The organism is Rhodopseudomonas parapalustris, assembly GCF_053772255.1.
The window spans coordinates 93,317-116,280 of sequence record NZ_JAMKBZ010000015.1 but is presented as its reverse complement, the minus strand read 5'-3'; the positions used below and the strand labels follow the sequence as shown (position 1 = coordinate 116,280).

The window sequence follows — 22,964 nt, the reverse complement described above, 5'->3', positions numbered from 1 at the left end:
CTCTAACCTCCGCCTCCGACACCCAGCTCTTCGCGATAACCAGGCTGCGCGCCGACCAGGCTGCGCAAGATCCGTTCGATCGGCGCCGCCAGCGGGCCAAACCACGCCACCGACTCTTTCAGGAAGTCGACGCGGGAATCGTCGATCGCATTGCGCAGCGCGACCACCGCTTCCATGTCGCCGTCGATTTCGATGTCGCGCGAGAAGAACAGCGCGTCGCCGTCATAGGAGCCGTCGGTCATGCCGATCAGCGCCGACAGCGGACCTGCGATCCGTGCGTGGATGTTGGTGGGCAGCGTGCGCACGACCGTAACCCGCGGATTCATCCGCCGCGGCTCGAGCACGAACGCGATCGGCAGATCGGTCGGCGCGAGGCCGTAACGCTTGCCGGTGTGCGGACCGAGGCGATCGAAGATCCGGGGATGGCGCGCGCGAATTTCGCGCAAGCAGATTCCGAGCAACACCTGCAGCGGCAACAGCGGCAACACCCGCGTCGCGAGGGCAAGCGGCGCGGGCATCCTGGAGACGGATGAATTGGATACCGACATGGGCCACCTTATCGTGAACAATTCGCGTAGCCCGGCCCCGACGGTACTTCTTTGCGCCTGATCAAAGACAGGGTCGATGGCAAGTGCTGACCAGTGGTCTCCCCAGGGAGACATCATGCTGAACCGCGTCAAACCGCCCTTTCCGGATCTGCGGGCGTTCAGCGCCTATCTCGAATCCCGCGGACAATTGCACCGCATCCGTAAGCCGGTGTCGGTGGTCCACGACCTCACAGAAATTCATCGCCGTGTGCTGCACGCCAGCGGGCCGGCGCTCCTGATCGAAAATCCGATCAAGGCCGACGGCACGGCTTCCGAGATGCCGATTCTGGTCAATCTGTTCGGCACGGTCGAGCGAGTGGCCTGGGGCCTCGGCATCCTGCCGGAGAACCTGTCGCGGCTCGGCGAGGCGCTCGCCGAAATGCGCGAGCCGGCGCCGCCGCAGAGTCTCACAGATGCGCTCAGCAAATTGCCAATGGCCAAGGCCGCGCTGGCGATGCGGCCGAAGCTGGCGAAATCCGCGCCGGTGCAGGAGGTGGTGCTGACCGGCGATGCGGTCGATCTCGGCCGGCTGCCGGTGCAGATCCCCTGGCCCGGAGAGCCGGCGCCACTGATCACCTGGGGCCTCGTCTTCACCAAGCCGCCGCCCGGCGCGCACGGCACCGACAATGTCGGCGTCTATCGGATGCAGGTGCTGGGCAAGGACCGCCTCATCATGCGCTGGCTGGCGCATCGCGGCGGCGCCAAGCACCACCACCAGTGGAAGGCCGAGAAGCGCGAGATGCCGGTCGCGATCGTGATCGGCGCCGATCCGTCGATGATTCTCTCGGCGGTGCTGCCGCTGCCGGAGACGGTGTCGGAGATCAAGTTCGCCGGCCTGCTCGGCGGCGAGCGGCCGAGCCTGACGCCGTGCCTGACCATTCCGATCAGCGTGCCGGCCGACGCCGAGATCGTGCTCGAAGGCTACGTGTCGCCGACCGAGACAGCGCCGGAGGGGCCGTATGGCGACCACACCGGCTATTACAACGCGGTCGAGGAATTCCCGGTGATGCGGATCACCGCCATCACGATGCGGCGGCATCCGATCTATCTGTCGACCTATACGGGCCGGCCGCCGGACGAGCCGTCGCGGCTCGGCGAAGCGTTCAACGATGTGTTTCTGCCCGTCGCGCGGCGGCAATTCCCCGAGATCGTCGACCTGTGGCTGCCGCCGGAGGCGTGCTCGTACCGGATCGCGGTCGCCTCGATCAAGAAGCGCTACCCCGGCCAGGCGCGCCGGCTGATGATGGGGCTGTGGTCGATGCTGCCGCAGTTCAGCTACACCAAGCTGCTGATCATCGTCGACGACGACGTCGACGTCCGCGACTGGGCCGACGTGATGTGGGCGGTGTCGACACGGTGCGACACCTCGCGCGATATGGTTGCCATCAGCGACACGCCGATCGATTATCTGGACTTCGCTTCGCCGAAATCCGGCCTCGGCGGAAAACTGGGGATCGACGCCACCAACAAGATCGGCACCGAGACCGAGCGGGAATGGGGGAAGGTGCTCGAGATGGACAAGGACGTAGTCGAGCGGGTCGACGCGATGTGGTCGAGCCTCGGGCTGTCGCCGGGACATCAGCCGGCGGCCGGTCAACGCCGGCTGATCCGGTGAGCGCGCAGCACCGCATCGCGGTCGGCATCAGCGGTGCCTCCGGCGCCGCGGTGGGGCTGCGCGTAATCGAACTGCTCGCTTCGGTCGACTGCGAAGTACATCTTGTGGTGTCGAAAGCTGCGCGGCGGACCATCGCCTACGAGGTCGGAACAAACGCGCTCGAACACGCCATCGACCTGGTGCATCGCCACCACGACATCGACGACGTCGGCGCCAGCATCGCCTCCGGCTCGTTCCGCACCTCCGGCATGATCGTTGCGCCGTGCTCGATCCGCACCCTGTCGGCGATCGCCCATGGCGATCTCGACAACCTTCTCGTCCGCGCTGCCGACGTCCAGCTCAAGGAGCGCCGCCGGCTGGTGCTGATGCTGCGCGAGACGCCGCTGCATCTGGGGCATATCCGCAGCATGGCACAGGCGACCGAAATCGGCGCCATCGTGGCGCCGCTGTCGCCGGCGTTCTATCAGCGGCCGCGCTCGATCTCGGAAATGATCGACCACATGGCCCTGCGCGCGATCGGGCTGCTCGGGCTGCACGATCTGGAATTATCCGCGCCCGAATGGTCCGACGACACGCCGCCGACCAGCCCGAAAAGCTGAGCCTTTCAAGTAGCACCTGCTCCCGCGCAACAGCTCCACCGTCATTGCGAGGAGCGAAGCGACGAAGCAATCCATCTCCGTACACTGAGCTGGATTGCTTCGCTTCGCTCGCAATGACGAGAGCGAGCGTCCGAGTCGAAAAAGCTACCCGCACAGCGGAATGCGTTCCGGCACGGCCTCTTTCGGTACATCCTTGCGCAGGTCGATATCTCGCGTCAGCGGGAAGAAGTCGCCGGGCTGCTCGGTCTTCAGATAGGTGGTGATCAGCGTCCTCGCCGGCAGCGCGCCGATGCGGCACGCTTCGGCGCCGACGCCGATCGTCAGCGAGCCGCGTTCGCCCTTCGCCTTGTGAGCGGCCATTTGGTCGCGAACGGCCAGCAGTTTCGGCACATCCGCCGGCGCGATCCGGAAGGCGTAAATCATGGTGCCGTTCGTCACCTCGCCCGCCAGGGACAGCAGCTCGGCTGGATCGTCGAGCTCGGTGAGCACGAACGCCTCCTCGCGCTTGTCGGAGCCCACCGCGATGGTGATCCGCAGCGTCACGCGGCGCGGGCGCAATCCCTGCGGCAGCCGGACCGCGATGCGAAGCGCCGAGGGATCGGTCGCCGAAAGATCGGTGCGAGCCAGCTTGACCATCGTGGTGACCGGGATGGAACTGCAGGCTGTGAGAGCGCCGAGCCACAGGACAGCCGCGGCGAATTTGAACGAAGTCGGGAAGCGCATGACGCTCATCCTATCTTGACGATGATAAATTATCGTTTTACGATAATTAAATCTCGCAATAGACGACGGAGAAGCTCAATGCAAGCGCGACTATCAAGCCCCCCGATCGGACTGACCGCCCCCGCGTCGGAGAAGCTGGTGCGACTGTCACGGGCAATGGAATGGGTGACCACGGTCGGAATCGTGCTGATCGTCGCGCTTGTCTGCGCCGCCTTCGTCGTGCCGAGCTGGGCACGCAATCTGCTGCTGGCGAAGCTCGGCGAAATTGGCAATCGACTGCCGCTCGACGCCGGCAATCAGGCGGTGGCGGCGATCATCATCGCCGTGCCGATTGCTGTGATGCTGTGGGGGCTGTTGAATGTGCGGGCACTGTTCGCCGAGTTCGCCCGCGGCCAGGTCTTCACCGCCACAGCCGCAACCCACCTGCAGCGCTTCGGCATCGCGGTGCTGGCGCAGGGCGCGCTCGGCCCGATCACGGCAACCGCTTTGGCGCTGGCACTGTCGCTTGGCAATCCGCCGGGGCAGCGGCTGCTGGTGCTGACCTTCTCGAGCAACGATTACGTCTCGGTGATCGTCGGCGGCGTGCTCGTCGCGGTCGCCGCGGTGATGCGCGAGGCGACGCGGCTCGCCGACGAGAATGCGAGCTTCGTCTAGTCGATGGCGATCGTGGTCAATCTCGACGTGATGCTGGCGAAGCGAAAGATGCGCTCGAAGGAGCTGGCCGTGCAGATCGGCATCACCGAGCAGAACGTCTCGTTGCTCAAATCAGGCAAAGTGAAGGGCATCCGGTTCGAGACGTTGTCGCACATCTGCGCGGTGCTCGACTGTCAGCCGGGCGACATTCTCGAATACGTCGAGGACAAGTAACGGCAAACAAGAAAAGGCCGGCACCTGCCCGTCGCAGATGTCGGCCTTTCGAATTTTCAAGTCTGTGCTTGTCGATCGGCGCAGGACGCTGTGACGTCCGATCAGGCCGTCGCGTGCCGCGCAGTATGCTCGTGCGGCCGCCAGTCTTCAGCCGCTTCGTCCCAATAATGGGCGTCGTCGAAGCGCTTCCAGTGCGCGCTCTGCGCCACGACCTCGCGGCCGCTGATGATCAAGGCCACCAGACCGATCAGGCCGACCAGCCCGTAGATCGCTGCGATCAATGCAACAATGGTCAAGGCTCTTTCCTCACTGTTTGCGATGAGCACCCGGAATGTTCGACGGCGGGTGCGCCCGTCTTGAACGCGAAACTCAGTTCGCCGAACTCAGTTAGCCCAGGCGAACCAGCCGGAACGCTTCGCAGGCTGCTTCGCCACGACCACCGGAGCCGGGGGCTGCGGTTGGGCACGCTGGGTCGCCTTCCGCCACAGGTCGTCCACCACCAGATACGCGATCAACGCAGGGCCGACGGCGCACGTCAGGAACAACACAAGCGATCCGACAGAATCCAGAAACACGGTACACCTCCTGCTTTCGTCGAAGGCAAAACTACGGAAAGTACCGCTGCCCGCATTGCGCCGGATCAATTTTGCCAGGCCGCGGCTACAACCAAGAACCGATTAGTTCCATGTAGTTAGCTGTTTCTTAAACGGGATTTCGAGCCTCTCGGGGCAGCTCGGCCGCCGCTACTCACAGCGTTGTGAATTCGGCCCGGCGATCCGGTTTGCGAGGCGCAGCGGCAGGAGCGAGCTTCGCAGCCGGCAGGGAGCGGCATCACGTCGCGCCCCTCGGGCGACTCGTCACGCTGGCTTCAGGCGGTAGTGACTAACGCCCCATTCATCGCCGTCAGCGTAGCCGAACAGGCCGGAGGTGGCGAGAAAGAACCAGCGCCAGCGCCGCATCCACAGTGCGGTGTCGTCGCCATAGACCGGCCGCAGGATAGTTTCGATTTCACCGCGGTGACGATCGAAATTGACCAGCCAGTCTTCCGCCGTCCGTTGGTAGTGACGACCGCTCCAGCGCCATTGCTCGTCGATCTTGAACAGATCGGCATACTGCTGGATTAGCCGATGGCTCGGCATCACCCCGCCGGTGAAGAAATGCTGTGCGATCCAGTCGGCGCGATCGGCGCGGTCGAACAGATAGGCGCCGCGGCGATGGCTGAAGATGTGCATGAAGAACAGCCCGCCCGGCTTCAGCCAGCCGCGGATCCGGGTCATCAGCTTGCGCCAGTTCATCATGTGCTCGAACATCTCGACCGAGACCACCCGATCGAACGTCTCGTTCGGTTCGAAGGCGTTCATGTCGCATGTGACGACCCGCAGGTTCGTCAGGCGCCGCGCCGTTGCCTCGGCCTCGATGTATTCACGCTGCGATGCCGAATTCGACACCGATAGAATCCGCGCGCCGGGGAACCGCTCGGCCATCGCCAGCGACAGCGAGCCCCAGCCGCAGCCAAGTTCGAGAATCGCCTGGCCGTCGCGCAGATCGGCGTGCTCGATCGTCAGCCGTAGCGCCTCCGCCTCGGCTTGAGCCAGATCGGTTTCGGCATCGCGATAGAAGCAGGACGAGTATTTGCGATGCGGCCCGAGCACTTTGCCGAAGAACGCCGCCGGCACTTCGTAGTGCTGGGCGTTGGCGGCATCGGTGTGTTCGGCCACCGCCCGTTCGGCCATCGCCTGCGCGAACGCGGCGTCGGTCGCCGGATTGCCCTGCGCCATCTTGGCCGCGGTCCGCGCACACAGCGCCCGGATGCCGAGGCGGATCACCGCGTCCGGCAGCGGCAGCCGCTCGGCGGCATCGATCAGCGAGGCGACAGCACTCATGACGTGGCGGAGCGCCGGGGTGGCAGGGGAAAGAACATCGAGGTTCGAGCCTGGTAGTCACGATAGCGGTCGCCGCGCGATTGCAGCATCTGTTCCTCGAGTGGCGGGATGCCGGTGACGTACACCAGGATCCAGTACATGAACAGCGGTGCCAGCAGCGCGGCGTAGCCCCAGAGATAGGACAGCGGATCGGCGAACGGGATCGCGATCACCGGATAGGCCAGCCAGCCGAACCACTGGAAGAAGTAGTTCGGATGCCGCGACCAGCCCCACAGGCCGACGTCGCACACCTTGCCCTTGTTGGCCGGATTTTCGCGGAACGCCTTGAGCTGAGAGTCGGCCAACCCCTCCCCGGCGATCGCGGCGATCAGGATCAGCACGCCAAGATAGTCCTGGAGCCGCAGGCCGCCTGCCGGCGCATGGGCGGCGACGAAGATCGCGAACGCCAGCGGGATCGTGCCGTAGGCTTGGTTCTGCAGGAAGAAGAACATCTTCTTCGGCGCGTCGGCACCCCACTGAGCGGCATAGGCGGCGTAGCGCGGATCGTCGGTGATGTGCCGGGTTCGGGCCGCGATGTGCGAGCCGAGCCGCAGCGACCACGCCGCGACCAGCACCGCCACCAGCCATTGCCGCGCATCCGGCGCCACGCCGCCAATCGGCCACAGCGCAGCGGCTGCGCCGGTGAGCCCGAGCGAGAACGTCCAGATGGTGTCGACCCAGCCGGAATTGCCGGTCCGCTGCTGCACCACCCAGGCACCCGCCATCAACACCGCCAGCGCCACCGCGATTCCCGCCAGCGCCCCGAGATACACACCCGTCATCATCCACCCGTCGTTCGACTGCCATGCTGCGCCTGCAGATACGTGCCGGACCGCATCGGCGTTTCGATTCGAGTTCCAGCGCGACGCGGAAGCGGATAACCGCCGCAACGGCTTTCTTCCGCGCCGTGCTGTGCCATATTGGGTGAAACAGCCGCTTCCGGCAAACCGGAGACCGAACCGACGATGGCTTCAGGCCCTTCCCCGCGCCACGCGATGGAGATCGAACTCGACAAGCTGTCGTCGCCGCGAATCTTCCTGGTGCGGATGCTGGTATTCCTGGTGCTGTGCGCGCTGATCGTGGTGGTGCTGTACAAGCAGGTGCTGGCCGCGTTCATGGCCAATCCCGGGCTCAACGGCCTGATCGGCACGGTGCTGCTGATCGGCATCGTGCTGGCCTTCCGCCAGGTGATCCGGCTGTATCCGGAGGTCGCCTGGGTCAACAACTTCCGCATCAGCGATCCCGGGCTGGCGCTCGACCGGCGGCCGAGCCTGCTGGCGCCGATGGCGGCGATTCTGGGCGGTGAACGCTCCGGGCGGATCGCGATCTCGCCGCAAACGATGCGGCACCTTCTGGATTCGATCGCCACCCGGCTCGACGAGGCGCGTGACATCTCGCGCTACATGACCGGGCTGCTGGTGTTCCTCGGCCTGCTCGGCACGTTCTGGGGCCTGATCGAGACCGTCGGATCGATCGGCGGGGTGATCGGCAGCCTGAAGGTCACCGGCGACGCCGGCTCGCTGTTCGACACGCTGAAGGAGGGCCTCGCCGCCCCGCTCGGCGGCATGGGGATCTCGTTCTCGTCGTCGCTGTTCGGACTCGCCGGCTCGCTGGTGCTTGGTTTTCTCGACCTGCAATCCAGCCAGGCCCAGAACCGGTTCTATACCGACCTCGAAGACTGGCTGGCCTCGACGGTGCGCAGTTCGGCGGGCGACGGCGCGCTCGCGGGCAGCGCCGATCTGCAGGCCGCGCTGGAGCGGCTGCGGCTGACGCTGGAAGACGGCGGCGCCAATCGCGCCACGACGGCGGCGATGGCCAACCTCGCCAATGCGATCCAGAGTCTGGTGGCGCATATGCGCAACGAACAGCAGATGATCCGCGAATGGGCCGACGCCCAGGGCGAGCAGAACCGCGAGATCAAGGAACTGCTGTCGGCCCTGGTGCAACGGCCGGAGAAGAACCTGCGCCAGCCGGAGAAGAGCTGATGGCGCTGGCCCGCGGCCGCCGGCAGGAGTCCGGCTTCAATTACTGGCCCGGCTTCGTCGACGCGCTGTCGACGCTGATCCTCGGCATCGTGTTTCTGCTCACCGTGTTCCTGGTGGTGCAGTTCTTCCTGTCGCAGGAGGTCACCGGCAAGGACAAGGCGCTGGCCGAGCTGAACGCCAAGATTGCCCAACTCAACGACATCCTGTCGCTGGAAAAACTCGGCAAGCTCAATCTCGAGGAGCAGCTCGCCCAGATGCGCGCCGGGCTGTCGGCCGCCGAAAGCGAGCGCGACCGGGTCAAGGGCCTGTACGACGGCCTTGCCGGGGCCGGCAACGACGCCGCCGGCCGTGCCGGTGAACTGAACAAGGCGCTGGACTCGGAAAAGCAGATCTCGGCCCGCGCGCTGGCCCAGGTCGAGGTGCTGAACCAGCAGATCGCCGCGCTGCGCCGCCAGCTCGCCGCACTCGAAGAGGCGCTCGACGCCTCGGAGAAGCGCGGCAAGGAATCCCAGAACAAGATCGCCGATCTCGGCCAGCGCCTGAACGTCGCGCTGGCGCAGCGGGTGCAGGAGCTGTCGCGCTATCGCTCGGAATTCTTCGGGCGGCTGCGCGCCATCCTGGGTGACCGCCCCGACATCCGCATCGTCGGCGACCGCTTCGTGTTCCAGTCCGAAGTGTTCTTCGACACCGGCCAGGCGGTGCTGCTGCCGGAAGGCCGCGCCGAGCTCGATAAGGTTGCCGATGCGCTGAAGGAGCTCGACAAGAAGATCCCGGCGGAAATCCCCTGGGTGGTGCGGGTCGACGGGCACACCGACAAGCGGCCGATTACCGGTGCGTTCAAGTCCAACTGGGAGCTGTCCAGCGCGCGGGCGATTTCGGTGGTGCAGTATCTGATTTCACTCGGCGTGCCCGCACAACGCCTGGTCGCCGCCGGCTTCGCCGAATTCCAGCCGCTCGACACCGCCGACACCGAAGACGCCTACAAGCGCAACCGCCGTATCGAACTGAAGCTGACGGAGCGGTGAGCTTGGGCGGCGAATATCCTCAGCGTCGTCATTCCGGGATGCGCGGCGCCAGCAGCGCAGGGCCGGACTCCATAATCTCCACCGGTGACCACGGATTCCGGGCTCGCCGCTGCGCGGCGCCCCGGAGTGACGGTTCATGGTACGGGCGATGACATCCCCCAACTTCACGCTGCGCTCTTACGACGCTGCCGACGAGAATTCGGCGATCGCGCTGTGGCTGCGGACCTGGCAGCTCGCCTATCCGGCAATCGACTTCACCAAGCGGGTCGAGTGGTGGCGCGAGCGCTGGCGCAACGAGCTGGTGCCGCAGGCGGCGATCATCGTCGCCGCGCAGGACCGCGCGCTCATCGGCTTCGTCACCATCGACGCAGCCGGCTATCTCGACCAGCTCGTGGTCGAACCCGAACATTGGGGCTGGGGCGTCGCCGAGGCGCTGGTGGATGAGGCCAAGCGGCGCTCGCCGACCGAGGTCACTCTCAAGGTCAACGCCGACAACTACCGCGCCATCAAATTCTACCGCCGCAACGGCTTCGCGGTGACCGGCGAGGAACTCAACAGTTCAGGCCGGCCAGTGCTGAATATGCTGTGGCGGCCGTGAGCTTCCGCAAGCAGCCGGAAATTGCTAGTCTTATCCTATGACCAAGCTACTCGATCAGGCGCTGGAAGTGGCTCGCCGTCTTCCTGACGAGCTGCAGGACGATATTGCGCGGGTAGTGCTGCAGCTTACCGGCGACGATAACGTCATCGTTGAGCTGTCGGACGACGAGCGGACTGCGATCGAACGCTCGAAAGTTGCGGCGAGGCGCGGAGCCTTCGCGTCCGACGAGGATGTCCGCATGCTGTGGGCCAAGTACGACCTGTGAAGGTCCGCTTCACCGAGCCGGCACTTGCCGATCTCAGTGCCATCCTCGCCTATATTGCCGAACAATCGCCGCAAAGCGCAAAGCGTGTCCAAGCACGGATTCGAAGCGCGATCGAACTGCTTCGAACGCATCCGAGAGTTGGAACGCGGACAGACGACGCAGCGGTCAGGCGTTTGGTCACGACGCCCTATCCGTATCTGATCTTCTACGAGGTCGGCACAGACGAGATCACCATCCACGCAGTCCGTCATGCGGCGCGAGATCCGAACCTACCAAACCGTTCGAAGTAAACGCGAACCTACGCCGCCTCGAATTGCAGCTTGGCCAGGCGGGCGTAGAGGCCGCCGCGGGCGACGAGTTGGGCGTGGGTGCCCTGTTCGACGATGCGGCCGTGCTCCATCACCACGATGCGGTCGCACGACAGCACGGTGGCGAGCCGATGCGCGATCACCAGCGTGGTGCGGTCGCGCATCAACTGCTGCAGCGCGGTCTGCACCAACACTTCGCTTTCGGCGTCGAGCGACGACGTCGCCTCGTCGAGCAGCAACAGCGGCGCCTCGCGCAGGATCGCACGGGCAATGGCGATGCGCTGACGCTGGCCGCCGGACAGCGTCACGCCGCGCTCGCCGAGCATGGTGTCGAAGCCTTCCGGCAGGCGCGAGATGAACTCTGTCGCGTGGGCCTGCTGGGCGGCGCGCTCGACGTCGAGTTCGTTGGCATCATCGCGGCCGAAACGGATGTTGTCGCGCGCGGTCGCGGCGAACACCACCGAGTCCTGCGGCACCAGAGCGATCCGCTCGCGCACCGCCTGCGGATCGGCAGTGTTGATGGCGACGCCGTCCAGCGAGACCGACCCCGAGATCGGATCGTAGAATCGCAGCAGCAGATGAAACAGCGTGCTCTTGCCGGCACCGGAGGGACCGACGATCGCCACCTTCTCGCCGGCCCGGATGGACAGCGACAGCCCGTCCAGCGCCCTGAAATCCGGGCGGGTCGGATACGAGAAACTGACATTGTCGAACACGACCTCGCCGCGCACCGGCATCGGCAGCGCTTTGGGTTGCGCCGGCGCGGCGATCTGAGGCTTGACGCGGAGAATTTCGAACAACCGCTCCGCCGCACCCGAGGCTGCCGAGACTTCGCCCCACACTTCGCTGAGCTGGCCGAGACTGGAGGCTGCGAACACCGCGTACAGAATGAACTGACCAAGCCGGCCGGGGGTGATGATGCCGGTGGCGACATCGTGCGAGCCGACCCACAAGATCGCCACCACGCTGGCGAACACGATGAAGATGATGATGGCCGTGAGCAGCGCCCGTGCCGAAGTGGAGCTGCGCGCCGCTTCGTAGGACTGTTCGACGGCGCCGCCGAACCGCGCGTTGGCGACGCGCTCGTTGGTGTAGGCCTGCACGGTGCGGATCGCGCCCACCAGTTCCGACGCATAGGCGGAGGCGTCGGCCAGGGTGTCCTGCGCGTTGCGCGACAACCGCCGCACCCAGCGGCCGAACGCCACCAGCGGGATCACGATCAGCGGAATCGCCGCCAGCACGAAACCGGACAGGCGCGGGCTCGAAACCACCATCATCGAGATCGCCCCGACGAACAGCAGCATGTTGCGCAGCGCGATCGACACCGAGGCGCCGACGGCGGATTTGATCTGGGTGGTGTCGGCAGTGAGCCGCGAGATCAGTTCGCCGCTGCGCGCTGAATCGAAGAATGCCGGCGACAGTGCCGTCAGATGCCGGAACACGTCGCGGCGGACGTCGGCGACGATCCGCTCGCCGATCGTCATGACCAGGTAATAACGCGCCGCGCTGGCGATCGCGAGCACCGCGACGACGCCGAGCATCACGGTGAAATAGCCGTTGATCAGTGCGACGCCTTCGGCGCTGAAGCCGAAGTCGATCAGGCGCCGCACCGCGACCGGAACCAGCAGCGTCGTCGCCGCTGCGACGACCAGCGCGACCAGCGCCAGCGCAGCGCGGCCCCGATAACGCGCCACGTAAGGCATCAGCTCGAGCAGCGGCTTCAGCCGGCTGCGCTTGACGACGGCCGCGACCTCCTCGACTTGGCTGGAATCGGCATCGGCTCGCAACGTGCCAGTGCGCGGACCGACGTTCTCGGTCGCGGCGATCGCATCCAGCGACAGAGTGATCGCCGACGCGTCGGAGTTGGGACCTTGCGGTTTGTTCGGTGATGTCATTCGAAACTGCCAAATCGATGGAAACGCTTCAGCCGGCACCACATAGGCCGCAATCGTCGTGGGTGGCAAATCCGGGACACCCCGGTCACCGGATCGTGTGCGGTGCCTTGTGCAGGCGGCGTTGCTGGGATATAGAGCCCGGCAAATTCGCCCGAAATCATCGCGATGCAGGCGCCGGCGAGCGCAAGGGATCACCCATGAAGACCGAAATTCATCCGGACTATCATACCATTACCGTCGTCATGACCGACGGCACCGAATACGTGACGCGGTCGACCTGGGGCAAGGAAGGCGACAAGCTGAACCTCGACATCGATCCGAAGTCGCATCCGGCCTGGACCGGCGGCACCCAGCAGGTGCTCGACCGCGGCGGCCGCGTGTCGCGCTTCCAGAAGAAGTTCTCGGGCTTCCTCAAGAAGGATTGAGCCGGCCGCCGGCTTTCGCCGGCTGCTCGCCGCTTATTCAGACGACCGAACACGACAAACGCCCTGCTCGCGCGGGGCGTTTTGCGTTGGCGGATCAGGCCCCTGCGAGACTTCGGGAGGCGGGGACGGAGCCGTGCAGGCGCTCAAAACGCCAATGGCCGGGACGAGCCCGGCCATTGCGGCTTGAGAACAAGCGAAACTAGAGGCGCGTCAGTTCTCGAACGCTGCCTTGAGCATGTTGAGCTGCGGCACCAGGGGATTGCCGACCGCGATCGGCTCCGGCGGGGTGTGCATGCTGGAGTCCAGCCGGCGGATCCGGCTCTGCAGGCTCATCGACCGTGCGATCAGCGACTGCAACTGTTCCGGCAGCCGTTCCAGCACGTCCGGCGCGCCGGGATCGGCGGCGGACAGCTTCACCTTGGTTTTTTCGCGATTGGCCTGGATCAGCGTCATCTCGCCTTCCTTGACGGCCCGGTGCAGCAGCAGCCAGGAGGCGAGCTGCATCAGCCGGGTGGTCAGGCGCATGCTCTCGGTTGCGTAGGTCAGGCTGACGGCCCGATCGAGCAGCTTGGCCTCGGCGCGACCGGCCCCGTCGAGATAGGCGGCGGTCTCCTCGACCAGGTCCATCCCTTCCCGAAACAGTGCCGTGAACGCTGCCGAACTGGTCAGCCGCTCGCTGAGCACCACCAAGGCGGCTTCGCCCTGCGCGACATCAGACATGATCAACGCCTCACACTACCGTGTACTTCTGCCGGGCTCGCGAAGCTGCGCGCCGGCTTATGATGAACAAATCATTACGCCGCCCTCGTCCGGAGTCCAGCGGACCCGCGCACAAAGGTTAACGCAGCTTCAGAGACAGCATTGTGGCGGTCAATGACCAAAGCGTGACGCCGGCACTACGGACGATACCGAGGCCAAAAAAGAGCCGCCGTTTCCGGCGGCTTTTAAGTTGATAACAGGGAGGCGTCAAAACAGAGTGGACAGGAGCCACTCGGTCCAAAGATGGACATCCACAGTAGTACGCGGGAAAGCTTAATCGGGCGTAAACGAGCGAATTTGTTTACCCTCTGTTTGCCATGACGCGGCCGGCGCGAACTGTCCCAACACGAGACAGAAACGCACCTGCTATCAACTTTTCGTTCATGATTTGAATATGCGATCCGCAGCTTCCCGGGTCGCCCGCTTCATCGACAGCGCGGTTTCGAGCCGGGCGATCTCGGCTTTCAGCAGCGCGATCCGGCCGCTGAGCTCTTCGACCGACAGCAGTGACAGATCCTGTCCGATATCATGGCTGGTCTTGGTCCTCGGCTTGTCGTCGTCCTCGATCGCCATCGCGTCCCTCGCCCGTTCGTGATCCGCTGCGGTTGCCAGCCGGCCTCCGGCTGTCTAATCACAGCCTGCGCCGCCAGATGACACCCACCTGCCTCGCCAGCCAAGGAAAAATCATGGAACCGATCCCTTCGCAAATGACCGTGGTCGGGATCAGCAAGCCCGGCGGCCCCGAGGTCCTGCTGCCCGAGACGCGGGCGGTGCCGCAACCGGGTCCGGGCGAAATCCTCGTGAAGGTCGCCGCCGCGGGCGTCAATCGTCCCGACGTGGCACAGCGCTCCGGCAGCTACCCGCCACCGCCCGGCGCCAGCGATCTGCCGGGGCTGGAAATCGCCGGCGAAGTCGTGGCGCTCGGCGAAGGCGCCAGCCGGCACAAGATCGGCGACAAGGTGATGTCGCTGGTGGCCGGCGGCGGTTATGCGGAATACTGCATCGCCCAGGACGCGCAGGCGATGCGAGTGCCGGCAGCTTTTTCGATGATCGAAGCCGGCGCCACGCCGGAGACGCTGATGACGGTGTGGCACAACGTATTCGAGCGCGGCGGCCTGCAGCCCGGCGAAACGCTGCTGGTGCACGGCGGCTCGTCTGGGATTGGTACGATGGCGATCCAACTTGCGGTCGCGCTGGGATCGAAAGTGATCACCACCGTCGGCTCGCAGGATAAGGCCGATGCCTGCCTGAAGCTCGGCGCCAGCCGCGCCATCAACTACAAGACCGAAGACTTCGTCGCCGCAGTCAAGGAAGCGACCGGCGGCAAAGGCGTCGAAGTGATCCTCGACATGGTCGGCGGCGATTACATCGAGCGCAACTACGACGCCGCCGCGATGGACGGCCGCATCGTTCAGATCGCGTTTCTCGGCGGCGCCAAGGCCAACGTCAACTTCGTCAAGCTGATGACCAAGCGGCTGCATCACACCGGATCGACGCTGCGGCCGCGCTCCAACGCCGACAAAGCCGCGATGGTCGCGGCGATCGAAGCCAAGGTGCTCCCCCTGCTCGAGCAAGGCCGGATCAAGCCGCTGATCGACGGCACTTTCGCACTACGCGAGGCCGCCGACGCCCATCGGCGAATGGAAACCAGCCAGCATATTGGCAAAATTGTGTTGACTGTGTGAGCAGGACAACTCCCGGGATCGCTGTAAAGTCTATGTTTCCACTCGCTTTCATGTCATCTATCGGTAGCTCACGGTGCGCGGGGCCGCGCCGTTCGCCCCGGTGTGAACGCGGAGAACCGACTTGCGTCTGATCAGATGCCTCGCGCTGCTGGCGCTGGGCGTGATGATGGTTGCGGCTGCCCCGCAGGCCCACGCCCTCGATGCCGTCAGCGTTCGAAGTGACGCGCCGGCGATCGACCTCACCGGTGTGCTCGAACATCTGCACAGCGATAACGACCGGATTCAGATCTCAACCGCGCCCGGCAATGACGGCATCGTCCGCCGCGTCGAAGTTCGCGCCCGCGAAGGCGGCCAGAACTGGGTGGTGTTCGCGCTCGCCAACAACTCCGACGATCAGCTCGATCGTCTGATCGTGGCGCCGCACTACCGGATGGTCGGCTCCGGGCTGCTGTGGCCGGATCTCGGCATGTCGCGGATCGCGACCATCACGCCGTCGACCGGCGATCGCCCCGAGCGACAGGAAGGCCCGACCGCCGACATCTTCCGTGTCACGCTGGACCCAGGCTCGGTGATCACCTTCGTGGCCGAACTGCGGACCGACAAGCTGCCACAGCTCTATCTGTGGGAGCCGGAGGCCTACAAGGACAAGGTCAACTCGTTCACGCTGTACCAGGGCATCGTGATCGGCATCTCCGGCCTGCTGGCGCTGGTGCTGACGATCCTGTTCGTGGTCAAGGGCAGCATCATGTTCCCGGCCGCGGCGGCGCTGGCCTGGGCGGTGCTGGTCTATATCGGCATCGATTTCGGATTCTGGGGTAAGGTGCTGGACATGTCGTCCGGCGCCGAACGGGTGTGGCGCGCTTCCGGCGAGGCGATCCTCGCCGCGACCTTGCTGGTGTTCCTGTTCGCCTATCTCAATCTCAGTCGATGGCACGTCCGCTATTCGCACATCACCTTCGGCTGGCTGGTCTTCCTCGGATCGCTGGTCGCTTTGGCGCTGTTCGATCCCGCGGTCGCGTCCGGCATCGCGCGAATTTCGCTGGTGCTGATCGCCTTCGCCGGCTTCGGGCTGATCGTCTATCTGTCGACCCACGGCTTCGACCGCGCGGTGCTGCTGATCCCGACCTGGTTCCTGCTGGTGGTCTGGGTGGTCGCTTCGGGCATGGCGGTCGCAGGCGCCGTCACCAACGACATCGTCGGCCCGGCGCTACTCGGCGGCCTGGTGCTGATCGTGATGCTGATCGGCTTCACCGTGATGCAGCACGCCTTCGCAGGCAGCGGCGCCGCGGGCGGGGTGATCTCCGACGTCGAGCGCCGGGCGCTGGCGCTGATCGGCTCCGGCGACCTGATCTGGGATTGGGACGTCTCCGCCGACAAGGTATTCACCAGCCCTGAAACCGAAGCCCTGCTCGGCCTCAAGCGCGGCGCGCTCGAAGGCTCGGCGGCAAGCTGGCTCGAAGTGCTGCACCCGCTCGATCAGGACCGCTTCCGCGCTGCGCTCGACTCGGTGCTCGACCAGCGCCGCGGCCGCCTGACCCAGGACTTCCGGCTGCGCACCCCGGACGGCCACTTCATGTGGTTCTCGCTGAAGGCACGCCCGGTGGTCGGCACCGACGGCGAAGTCACCCGGGTGGTCGGTACGCTGACCGACGTCACCGAGGTCAAGAACGCCGAAGAACGGATGCTGCACGACAGCGTGCACGACAACCTCACCGGCCTGCCCAACCGCAAACTGTTCATCGACCGCCTGAGCGCGGTGGCGAATTTCGCCAAGACGATGCCGACACTGCGGCCGACCCTGATGGTGATCGACCTCGACCGCTTCAAGCAGGTCAATGATTCCGTCGGGATTGCGGTCGGCGACTCCATTCTGCTGACGCTGGCGCGCCGGCTGAGCCGGATTCTCAAGCCGCAAGACACGCTGGCGCGGATCGCCGGCGATCAGTTCGGCCTGATCCTGATGTCGGAGCAGGACCCGGCCAAGATCACCGCCTTCGCCGAGACAATCCGCAAGACCATCAAGGCGCCGATCGCGTTCAACGATCGCGAGATCTTCCTGACCGCCTCGATCGGCCTCGCTTTGAGCGACCCGCAGACCCAGCTCTCCGACGAGATCATCAAGGACGCCGAGCTGGCGATGTATCACTCCAAGCGGATCGGCGGCGACCGCATCGACGTTTACAAGCCGGCGATGCGGGCGCGGAAATCGGACCGGCTGACGCTGGAATCCGAGCTGCGCCGCGCCATCGAGCGCAAGGAAATCACCATCCTGTACCAGCCGATCGTGCGGCTCGAAGATCGCTCGATCGCCGGTTTCGAGGCGCTGGCGCGCTGGGATCATCCCAAGCTCGGCCGGATGTCGCCGAGCGAGTTCATCTCGATCGCCGAAGAGATCGGGCTGATCGTGGAGCTCGGCACCTTCGTGCTCGATCAGACCGCCAAGCAGCTCTCGGTGTGGCAGCGCGCGATGCGCGCCCGCGAGCCGCTGTTCGCCTCCGTCAACGTGTCGTCGCGACAGCTTCTGCGCCACGACCTGCTGCACGACATCCGCACCGTCACGTCGCGATCCTCGGTGGCGCGCGGCACGCTGAAGCTCGAACTCACCGAGTCGCTGGTGATGGAGAATCCGGAGCACGCCGCCCAGATGCTGCAGCGGATTCGCGAGCTGGGCGTCGGGCTGTCGCTCGACGATTTCGGCACCGGCCATTCGTCGCTGAGCTATCTGCAGCGCTTCCCGTTCGACACCATCAAGATCGACCAGTCGTTCGTTCGCACCACCAGCCGTGGCACCCGCCCGGTGATCCTGAAGTCGATCATCGCGCTGGCGCACGACCTCGGCATGGACGTGGTGGCGGAAGGCGCCGAGACGGATTCGGACGCGGTGGAGCTGTACCAGCTTGGCTGCGAATACGCCCAGGGCTTCGCCTTCGGCGAACCGATGGACGCGGACGCGGCGATGAAGCTGCTGACCGAAGAGCAGCGCCTGGCAGCAGCGAGCTGAGACAGGATCAGGCGCCGCCCGGTCCACTCTTCATCCTCCGCGAAGGCGGAGGATCCAGTACGGCGGTGCGCTCGCAGATAAAAACGAAGGCTCTGGAATACTAGGTCGCCCGCCTGCGCGGGCGACGACATCCGTGTTGAGGCGCTATGCGTGCCCCGCCTCGGCGGACAGCATCCCGGGCTCGATGCCGAGCTTGTGCAAGGCGCGGTCGTATTTGTCTTCGATGTCGTCGCCGAAAACCAAATCCGCGTCGGCTGCGCAATGCAGCCAGCCGTTTTCCTGGATTTCGTTTTCGAGCTGGCCGGGTGCCCAGCCGGCATAGCCGAGCGCCAGGATGGCGTGCTTCGGTCCGGTGCCACCGGCAATCGCCTTGAGGATGTCCACCGTGGCGGTCAGACAAATGCCGTCATCGATCGGCAAGGTGGCGTCCTTGATGAAGAAGTCACTCGAATGAAGCACGAAACCGCGGCCGGTCTCGACCGGTCCGCCCCTCAGCACCTTCATGGATTCGGCGTGGTCGGGAAGCTGGATCTGCTCGGCCTTCTCGACGATGTCGAGCTGAACCAGCAGCTCCGGGAAGTCGATACTACCGGCGGGCCGGTTGACGATGATTCCCATCGCCCCCTCTGACGAATGCGCACAAATGTAGATGACCGAGCGCGCGAACCGCTCGTCTTCCATCACCGGCATCGCGATCAGGAGCTGGCCGTCCAGATAGCTCGGCCCCTCGCCACGCGCCTTGGCGGCGCGAGACTTCTTGGCTGCGCCGGACTTCGGCCTTTTGGATTCAGTCTCCATCAGGGGATCCTCGCGTTGCACCATCATCCTGATATTGGGTGCCGATCCTGTCAATCAATCTCACCCCGCCGAATCGTCGCGATTTCATCGCCATTTCAGTGGCTCCGCCGCCGCCAAAACTCTAGATACGTCAAATGATCGCAATCGTTCCGTCCCGTGCCACCGTGTTCGCCGCCGCCGCTGTCCTTGCGGCCTCCATCTGCGGCGCGCGCGCCGAGGATGTGTCGCCGTGGGTCAGCGAGCAGTACTCTGCGGTTCGGCTGCTCGCCGGATCACGCAGCGGCGCGGTGCTGCTAGGTGGCATCGCTTTCCAGTTGCAGCCGGGCTGGAAGACGTATTGGCGCACTCCGGGTGATTCCGGCGTGCCGCCGCGGTTCGATTTCTCGAAGTCGGAGAACGTCGAGACCGTGACGATCCTGTGGCCTGCGCCGCAGGCGTTTCCCGATGGAGCCGGCGGCACGTCGCTAGGCTACAAGGGCCAGGTGGTTCTGCCGCTGCGCATTGTGACCAAACATGCCGACAAGCCGGTGACGCTGCGCGCGACCGTGGACTACGCGGTCTGCGACAAGCTGTGCATTCCGGTTCAGGCGACGCCCGAACTGTCCTTCGCCAGCGTCGCATCGACCCAGGACGGTGCGCTGGCGACCGCACTCGACTCGGTGCCGGTGCCCGCCAATGTCGGCGACGCCAATCCGGTGGCGATCCGAGACGTGACGCGGAAGGGGGACAAGGACGTCGAGGTCGATGTCGTCGCGCCGCCCAAGGCCAAGATCAGTCTGTTCGTCGAAGGACCGACGCCCGAATGGGCGCTGCCGGTGCCGAAGGAGATCAAAGGCGCGCCGCCCGGCCTGCGCCGCTTCAGCTTCGCGCTCGACGGCCTCCCGCCCGGAGCACAAGCCTCGGGTGCCGCGCTGAAATTCACGCTGGTCGGCCCGGAACGGGCCTACGAGATCAACGCCACGCTCGACTGAGGCCGGCGCGTGGATCAGCGCGCGCCGTCCCGTCTGCGACCCAAGCGGCCGAGCCGATCGGCGAGGAATTCCGACAGCACCTCGACCCGCGCCGGCCGCGGACCGCCGGGCGGTGTGACCAGATGCACCGCGCCTTCGCGCTGGTGCCAGCCCTGCAGAATCACTTCGACCTCGCCGGCCGCAATCGCATCGCCGACGATGAACTCCGGCAGATCCGCAATCCCGAGCCCGGCGGTCACCGACGGCAGCAGCGCTTCGCCATTGTTGACGCGGAGCGGACCGGCCAGCCGCACCGCAACCTGCTCACCGGCTTCGTTGCTGTAGTGCCAAGTATTCGGTGTCGACAGATAGGCGTAGCCGAGGCAGCGATGCTCGGCCAGATGCATCGGATGCGTCGGCCGGCCGTGCGCTTCCAGGTAGGCGCGCGATGCCACGGTGTAGCGCGGCATCGCGCACAGCCGGCGCGCCACCAGCGACGAATCTGGCAACGATGCGATCCGCACGCCGGCATCGAAGCCGTCGCCGATCAGATCGACCATCGCATCGGACAAATGCAGATCGATCGACACGTCCGGATAGGCGAGCAGAAACTCGGGCAATAGCGGCGCGATGATTTTAACGCCGAACGTCATCGGCACCGCCAGCCGCACCAGGCCGCGCGGCGCGGCCGATTGCGCCAGCGCCTCGGCCTCGGCGGCCTCGCCATCCGCCAGCAGTTGCGCGGCGCGTTCGGCGAGCCGATGCCCGGCATCGGTCAGCGCCAGCCGTCGCGAGGTGCGATTGAACAGCCGCGCCCCCAGCCGCTTCTCCAGGCGGGTCACGGCCTTCGACACCGTCGCCTTCGACAGCCGGAGTTCAGCGGCCACCGCCGCGAACGAGCGCAGCTCCACCACTTTGGCGAAGATCGCCAGCGCCTCGAAGTCAGGCAATTGCGACATGGGAACTTTAAGTCATTCTTGGAAACGATGAGTTTCGATCATTTCTATTTATGAACCACGAGGGGATCCCTATTCAAGAGCCAACGCAAGTCAATGGCGCCAACCCAGCGCCCGACATCAGGAGGTTTCAATGATTGAACTCCGTCCCTTCGACCGTCTCGGCGGCGCCGACCATGGCTGGCTCAAGGCCAGGCACCATTTCTCGTTCGCCAGCTATTACGACCCCAACAACATGGGCCACGGCGCCTTGCGGGTCTGGAACGACGACGAGATCGCGCCCGATACCGGCTTTCCGCCGCATCCGCATCGCGACATGGAGATCATCACCTATGTGCGCGACGGCGCCATCACCCATCAGGACTCGCTCGGCAACAAGGGCCGCACCGAGGCCGGCGACGTTCAGGTGATGAGCGCGGGCTCGGGCGTCCGGCACTCCGAGTACAACCTCGAGCCGGAGACAACGCGGATCTTCCAGATCTGGATCGAGCCGACGCAGAGCGGCGGCCAGCCGACCTGGGGCTCCAAGCCGTTTCCGAAGGCCGATCGCTCCGGCAAGCTCGTCACCATCGCGTCGGGCCTCAAGGGCGACACCGACGCTCTGCCGATCCGCGCCGACGCGCGGGTGCTGGCGACGACACTGAAGGCCGGCGAGAGCGCCGAATACGACGCCGACAAGACGCGACACCTCTATCTGGTGCCGGCCGCCGGCAGCGTCGAAATCAACGGTGTGCGCGTCAACGCCCGCGACGGCGCCGCGATCCACGGCGAGACCAAGCTCACCATCACCGCGCTCGCCGACGCCGAGCTCGTGCTGGTCGACGCGGCGTAAGGCCGCCGCCTCTCGTCACCAACGTCATGCGCGGGCTCGCCCCGCGCATCCATCCGCTTCGCAAGAGTCGTGGCGAAGAAGGATGGATGGCCGGGCCTTCGCCGCGCCGAAGGGGGCTTCGGCCCCGCAGGCGGGTCAAGCCCGGCCATTGACGCTCACCTAACGACTTGCCCCACCCAATCACCCAGCAAACGGAGATCCCCCATGGCGAAGGTTCTGGTTCTTTACTACTCGGCTTACGGTCACATCGAAGCGATGGCCAATGCGGTCGCCGAGGGCGCGCGCGAGGCCGGCGCGCAGGTCGACATCAAGCGCGTGCCCGAGCTGGTGCCGCCGGAGGTCGCCAAGGCGTCGCACTACAAGCTCGATCAGGCCGCGCCGATCGCAACCGTCGAAGATCTTGCCAATTACGACGCGGTCGTGATCGGCACCGGCACGCGGTTCGGCCGGATGGCGTCGCAGATGTCCAACTTCCTGGATCAGGCCGGCGGCCTGTGGGCGCGCGGCGCGCTGAACGGCAAGGTCGGCGGCGCCTTCACCTCGACCGCGACCCAGCACGGCGGCCAGGAGACCACGCTGTTCTCGATCATCACCAACCTCTTGCATTTCGGCATGGTGGTGGTCGGCCTCAACTACGGCTTCGGCGACCAGATGCGGCTCGACCAGGTCACCGGCGGTGCGCCCTATGGCGCCACCACGATCACCGGCGGCGACGGCTCGCGGCAGCCGAGCGAAACCGAACTCGCGGGCGCCCGCTACCAGGGCAAGACCATCGCCGAAACCGCGATCAAGCTCCACGGCTGATCGGGAGCGGCGGGGCGCCCCGAGCGCGCCCCGCCCGTCCCGGCCAAATTTAATGCAGATGCATCTATCATGCATGCCTGCTGCGCTGCAGCGGGACTACTGTGCCCGCTGCCTCCGCACCATTTCCACCTTGCTGGTGGGGAGACGACGACATGCTCGAGATGGTTTTGATGCTTCAATTGGCGCGCAGCCCGCTGCAGGCGATGGCCAAGCGTCTGGTGTGCAAGAGCCTCAGTATCGCGACCTATGGCAAGCGGCAGTGCCGAAGCTGCACCGGCGTCACTCCGCCGGACGAGGACTGATTCCTCAGGCCCACTGCGATACGCCGATCCCCACCCCAGCGCGGCCGCCACAGCTAACAACTT

General features: G+C 65.5%; 27 protein-coding genes. 16 read left to right on the top strand and 11 right to left on the bottom strand.

The window, feature by feature from the left end; translation table 11 throughout:
* Positions 1-2: 2 nt before the first annotated feature.
* Positions 3-548 (bottom strand): ubiquinone anaerobic biosynthesis accessory factor UbiT, encoded by a 546-nt coding sequence (ubiT, locus tag M9H71_RS14995; RefSeq protein ID WP_011156467.1) that lies wholly within the window; start codon positions 546-548, stop codon positions 3-5.
* Positions 549-663: 115 nt separating this feature from the next.
* On the opposite strand from ubiT, the gene M9H71_RS14990 reads away from it, so the two are divergent.
* The gene (locus tag M9H71_RS14990) at positions 664-2,202 is read left to right on the top strand and encodes a UbiD family decarboxylase (RefSeq protein WP_455405762.1); all 1,539 of its coding nucleotides are present in this window, start codon (positions 664-666) and stop codon (positions 2,200-2,202) included.
* Entirely contained in the window at positions 2,199-2,801 is a 603-nt protein-coding gene (locus tag M9H71_RS14985; protein WP_455405761.1) for a UbiX family flavin prenyltransferase, read from the top strand. The genes M9H71_RS14990 and M9H71_RS14985 overlap by 4 nt, the downstream gene beginning before the upstream one ends.
* A 144-nt stretch (positions 2,802-2,945) precedes the next feature.
* Here M9H71_RS14985 and M9H71_RS14980 read toward each other — a convergent pair whose 3' ends face one another.
* Positions 2,946-3,524: a hypothetical protein gene (locus M9H71_RS14980; protein ID WP_455405760.1), complete on the bottom strand. Its 579-nt coding sequence runs from the start codon at positions 3,522-3,524 to the stop codon at positions 2,946-2,948.
* 78 nt (positions 3,525-3,602) lie between these two features.
* Here M9H71_RS14980 and M9H71_RS14975 point away from each other — a divergent pair, with 78 nt between their 5' ends.
* Positions 3,603-4,178, top strand: coding sequence for a DUF2975 domain-containing protein (locus M9H71_RS14975; protein WP_455405759.1), 576 nt, complete (start codon positions 3,603-3,605; stop codon positions 4,176-4,178).
* A gap of 3 nt (positions 4,179-4,181) precedes the next feature.
* Positions 4,182-4,391 carry a helix-turn-helix domain-containing protein gene (locus tag M9H71_RS14970; RefSeq protein ID WP_455405758.1) on the top strand — a complete coding sequence of 70 codons (210 nt, stop codon included), beginning with the start codon at positions 4,182-4,184 and terminating at the stop codon, positions 4,389-4,391.
* A 101-nt stretch (positions 4,392-4,492) separates the two neighbouring features.
* Here M9H71_RS14970 and M9H71_RS14965 read toward each other — a convergent pair whose 3' ends face one another.
* From M9H71_RS14965 to M9H71_RS14950, 4 genes are all read right to left on the bottom strand, one after another.
* Entirely contained in the window at positions 4,493-4,687 is a 195-nt protein-coding gene (locus tag M9H71_RS14965) for a hypothetical protein (protein ID WP_455405757.1), read from the bottom strand.
* Between the two features lie 87 nt (positions 4,688-4,774).
* Positions 4,775-4,966, bottom strand: a complete 192-nt coding sequence (locus M9H71_RS14960) for a hypothetical protein (RefSeq protein ID WP_164605953.1) — start codon at positions 4,964-4,966, stop codon at positions 4,775-4,777.
* A gap of 282 nt (positions 4,967-5,248) precedes the next feature.
* Complete coding sequence (locus M9H71_RS14955) at positions 5,249-6,274, bottom strand: SAM-dependent methyltransferase (RefSeq protein WP_455405756.1); 1,026 nt, start codon at positions 6,272-6,274, stop codon at positions 5,249-5,251.
* Complete coding sequence (locus M9H71_RS14950) at positions 6,271-7,098, bottom strand: DUF1295 domain-containing protein (protein ID WP_455405755.1); 828 nt, start codon at positions 7,096-7,098, stop codon at positions 6,271-6,273. Before M9H71_RS14950 ends, M9H71_RS14955 begins: the two co-directional genes overlap by 4 nt.
* Positions 7,099-7,278: 180 nt before the next feature.
* Between M9H71_RS14950 and M9H71_RS14945 the strand changes: the two genes are divergently transcribed.
* The 5 genes from M9H71_RS14945 to M9H71_RS14925 all read left to right on the top strand — a co-directional run bounded on the left by M9H71_RS14945 (position 7,279) and on the right by M9H71_RS14925 (position 10,476).
* A complete protein-coding gene (locus M9H71_RS14945; protein ID WP_455405754.1) occupies positions 7,279-8,298 on the top strand; it encodes a flagellar motor protein MotA in 1,020 nt (339 codons plus the stop codon).
* Positions 8,298-9,323, top strand: a complete 1,026-nt coding sequence (locus tag M9H71_RS14940; RefSeq protein ID WP_455405753.1) for a peptidoglycan -binding protein — start codon at positions 8,298-8,300, stop codon at positions 9,321-9,323. The genes M9H71_RS14945 and M9H71_RS14940 overlap by 1 nt, the downstream gene beginning before the upstream one ends.
* Positions 9,324-9,471: 148 nt before the next feature.
* Positions 9,472-9,921 carry a GNAT family N-acetyltransferase gene (locus M9H71_RS14935; RefSeq protein ID WP_455405752.1) on the top strand — a complete coding sequence of 150 codons (450 nt, stop codon included), beginning with the start codon at positions 9,472-9,474 and terminating at the stop codon, positions 9,919-9,921.
* Between the two features lie 37 nt (positions 9,922-9,958).
* Positions 9,959-10,186: a hypothetical protein gene (locus tag M9H71_RS14930; RefSeq protein WP_455405751.1), complete on the top strand. Its 228-nt coding sequence runs from the start codon at positions 9,959-9,961 to the stop codon at positions 10,184-10,186.
* Complete coding sequence (locus M9H71_RS14925) at positions 10,183-10,476, top strand: type II toxin-antitoxin system RelE/ParE family toxin (RefSeq protein ID WP_455405750.1); 294 nt, start codon at positions 10,183-10,185, stop codon at positions 10,474-10,476. The genes M9H71_RS14930 and M9H71_RS14925 overlap by 4 nt, the downstream gene beginning before the upstream one ends.
* A gap of 8 nt (positions 10,477-10,484) precedes the next feature.
* Here M9H71_RS14925 and M9H71_RS14920 read toward each other — a convergent pair whose 3' ends face one another.
* The gene (locus M9H71_RS14920) at positions 10,485-12,389 is read right to left on the bottom strand and encodes an ABC transporter transmembrane domain-containing protein (RefSeq protein ID WP_455405749.1); all 1,905 of its coding nucleotides are present in this window, start codon (positions 12,387-12,389) and stop codon (positions 10,485-10,487) included.
* 197 nt (positions 12,390-12,586) lie between these two features.
* On the opposite strand from M9H71_RS14920, the gene rpmE reads away from it, so the two are divergent.
* The gene (rpmE, locus tag M9H71_RS14915) at positions 12,587-12,814 is read left to right on the top strand and encodes a 50S ribosomal protein L31 (protein ID WP_455405748.1); all 228 of its coding nucleotides are present in this window, start codon (positions 12,587-12,589) and stop codon (positions 12,812-12,814) included.
* A 210-nt stretch (positions 12,815-13,024) separates the two neighbouring features.
* Here the strand turns inward: rpmE and rcdA are convergent, their stop codons facing one another.
* Both rcdA and M9H71_RS14905 read right to left on the bottom strand, forming a co-directional pair.
* On the bottom strand, positions 13,025-13,534 hold the full coding sequence (gene rcdA, locus M9H71_RS14910; RefSeq protein WP_455405747.1) for a protease adaptor protein RcdA: 510 nt from the start codon (positions 13,532-13,534) through the stop codon (positions 13,025-13,027).
* Between the two features lie 420 nt (positions 13,535-13,954).
* Positions 13,955-14,146, bottom strand: a complete 192-nt coding sequence (locus M9H71_RS14905) for a DUF1192 domain-containing protein (RefSeq protein ID WP_455405746.1) — start codon at positions 14,144-14,146, stop codon at positions 13,955-13,957.
* A 113-nt stretch (positions 14,147-14,259) separates the two neighbouring features.
* Between M9H71_RS14905 and M9H71_RS14900 the strand changes: the two genes are divergently transcribed.
* Together M9H71_RS14900 and M9H71_RS14895 are read left to right on the top strand one after the other, a co-directional pair.
* The gene (locus M9H71_RS14900) at positions 14,260-15,258 is read left to right on the top strand and encodes an NAD(P)H-quinone oxidoreductase (protein WP_455405745.1); all 999 of its coding nucleotides are present in this window, start codon (positions 14,260-14,262) and stop codon (positions 15,256-15,258) included.
* 121 nt (positions 15,259-15,379) lie between these two features.
* Positions 15,380-18,259: an EAL domain-containing protein gene (locus M9H71_RS14895; protein ID WP_455405744.1), complete on the top strand. Its 2,880-nt coding sequence runs from the start codon at positions 15,380-15,382 to the stop codon at positions 18,257-18,259.
* A 144-nt stretch (positions 18,260-18,403) separates the two neighbouring features.
* Here M9H71_RS14895 and M9H71_RS14890 read toward each other — a convergent pair whose 3' ends face one another.
* Positions 18,404-19,057 carry a YqgE/AlgH family protein gene (locus tag M9H71_RS14890; RefSeq protein ID WP_455405743.1) on the bottom strand — a complete coding sequence of 218 codons (654 nt, stop codon included), beginning with the start codon at positions 19,055-19,057 and terminating at the stop codon, positions 18,404-18,406.
* Positions 19,058-19,191: 134 nt separating this feature from the next.
* On the opposite strand from M9H71_RS14890, the gene M9H71_RS14885 reads away from it, so the two are divergent.
* Complete coding sequence (locus tag M9H71_RS14885; protein WP_455405742.1) at positions 19,192-20,028, top strand: protein-disulfide reductase DsbD domain-containing protein; 837 nt, start codon at positions 19,192-19,194, stop codon at positions 20,026-20,028.
* A gap of 14 nt (positions 20,029-20,042) precedes the next feature.
* Here M9H71_RS14885 and M9H71_RS14880 read toward each other — a convergent pair whose 3' ends face one another.
* On the bottom strand, positions 20,043-20,966 hold the full coding sequence (locus tag M9H71_RS14880; protein WP_455405741.1) for a LysR family transcriptional regulator: 924 nt from the start codon (positions 20,964-20,966) through the stop codon (positions 20,043-20,045).
* 130 nt (positions 20,967-21,096) lie between these two features.
* On the opposite strand from M9H71_RS14880, the gene M9H71_RS14875 reads away from it, so the two are divergent.
* The 3 genes from M9H71_RS14875 to M9H71_RS14865 all read left to right on the top strand — a co-directional run bounded on the left by M9H71_RS14875 (position 21,097) and on the right by M9H71_RS14865 (position 22,901).
* A complete protein-coding gene (locus M9H71_RS14875; protein ID WP_455405740.1) occupies positions 21,097-21,795 on the top strand; it encodes a pirin family protein in 699 nt (232 codons plus the stop codon).
* 204 nt (positions 21,796-21,999) lie between these two features.
* Positions 22,000-22,599, top strand: coding sequence for an NAD(P)H:quinone oxidoreductase (gene wrbA / locus M9H71_RS14870; protein WP_455405739.1), 600 nt, complete (start codon positions 22,000-22,002; stop codon positions 22,597-22,599).
* 152 nt (positions 22,600-22,751) lie between these two features.
* Positions 22,752-22,901 carry a hypothetical protein gene (locus M9H71_RS14865; RefSeq protein WP_455405738.1) on the top strand — a complete coding sequence of 50 codons (150 nt, stop codon included), beginning with the start codon at positions 22,752-22,754 and terminating at the stop codon, positions 22,899-22,901.
* Positions 22,902-22,964 lie beyond the last annotated feature (63 nt).

Bases quoted from the DNA above. Each gene is read 5' to 3' on its own strand.
- ubiT (WP_011156467.1), bottom strand. From the start codon at position 548: ATGTCGGTATCCAATTCATCCGTCTCCAGGATGCCCGCGCCGCTTGCC.
- M9H71_RS14990 (WP_455405762.1), top strand. From the start codon at position 664: ATGCTGAACCGCGTCAAACCGCCCTTTCCGGATCTGCGGGCGTTCAGC.
- M9H71_RS14980 (WP_455405760.1), bottom strand. From the start codon at position 3,524: ATGCGCTTCCCGACTTCGTTCAAATTCGCCGCGGCTGTCCTGTGGCTC.
- M9H71_RS14975 (WP_455405759.1), top strand. From the start codon at position 3,603: ATGCAAGCGCGACTATCAAGCCCCCCGATCGGACTGACCGCCCCCGCG.
- M9H71_RS14970 (WP_455405758.1), top strand. From the start codon at position 4,182: ATGGCGATCGTGGTCAATCTCGACGTGATGCTGGCGAAGCGAAAGATG.
- M9H71_RS14955 (WP_455405756.1), bottom strand. From the start codon at position 6,274: ATGAGTGCTGTCGCCTCGCTGATCGATGCCGCCGAGCGGCTGCCGCTG.
- M9H71_RS14950 (WP_455405755.1), bottom strand. From the start codon at position 7,098: ATGATGACGGGTGTGTATCTCGGGGCGCTGGCGGGAATCGCGGTGGCG.
- M9H71_RS14945 (WP_455405754.1), top strand. From the start codon at position 7,279: ATGGCTTCAGGCCCTTCCCCGCGCCACGCGATGGAGATCGAACTCGAC.
- M9H71_RS14940 (WP_455405753.1), top strand. From the start codon at position 8,298: ATGGCGCTGGCCCGCGGCCGCCGGCAGGAGTCCGGCTTCAATTACTGG.
- M9H71_RS14935 (WP_455405752.1), top strand. From the start codon at position 9,472: ATGACATCCCCCAACTTCACGCTGCGCTCTTACGACGCTGCCGACGAG.
- M9H71_RS14930 (WP_455405751.1), top strand. From the start codon at position 9,959: ATGACCAAGCTACTCGATCAGGCGCTGGAAGTGGCTCGCCGTCTTCCT.
- M9H71_RS14920 (WP_455405749.1), bottom strand. From the start codon at position 12,389: ATGACATCACCGAACAAACCGCAAGGTCCCAACTCCGACGCGTCGGCG.
- rpmE (WP_455405748.1), top strand. From the start codon at position 12,587: ATGAAGACCGAAATTCATCCGGACTATCATACCATTACCGTCGTCATG.
- rcdA (WP_455405747.1), bottom strand. From the start codon at position 13,534: ATGTCTGATGTCGCGCAGGGCGAAGCCGCCTTGGTGGTGCTCAGCGAG.
- M9H71_RS14905 (WP_455405746.1), bottom strand. From the start codon at position 14,146: ATGGCGATCGAGGACGACGACAAGCCGAGGACCAAGACCAGCCATGAT.
- M9H71_RS14900 (WP_455405745.1), top strand. From the start codon at position 14,260: ATGGAACCGATCCCTTCGCAAATGACCGTGGTCGGGATCAGCAAGCCC.
- M9H71_RS14890 (WP_455405743.1), bottom strand. From the start codon at position 19,057: ATGGAGACTGAATCCAAAAGGCCGAAGTCCGGCGCAGCCAAGAAGTCT.
- M9H71_RS14885 (WP_455405742.1), top strand. From the start codon at position 19,192: ATGATCGCAATCGTTCCGTCCCGTGCCACCGTGTTCGCCGCCGCCGCT.
- M9H71_RS14880 (WP_455405741.1), bottom strand. From the start codon at position 20,966: ATGTCGCAATTGCCTGACTTCGAGGCGCTGGCGATCTTCGCCAAAGTG.
- M9H71_RS14875 (WP_455405740.1), top strand. From the start codon at position 21,097: ATGATTGAACTCCGTCCCTTCGACCGTCTCGGCGGCGCCGACCATGGC.
- wrbA (WP_455405739.1), top strand. From the start codon at position 22,000: ATGGCGAAGGTTCTGGTTCTTTACTACTCGGCTTACGGTCACATCGAA.
- M9H71_RS14865 (WP_455405738.1), top strand. From the start codon at position 22,752: ATGCTCGAGATGGTTTTGATGCTTCAATTGGCGCGCAGCCCGCTGCAG.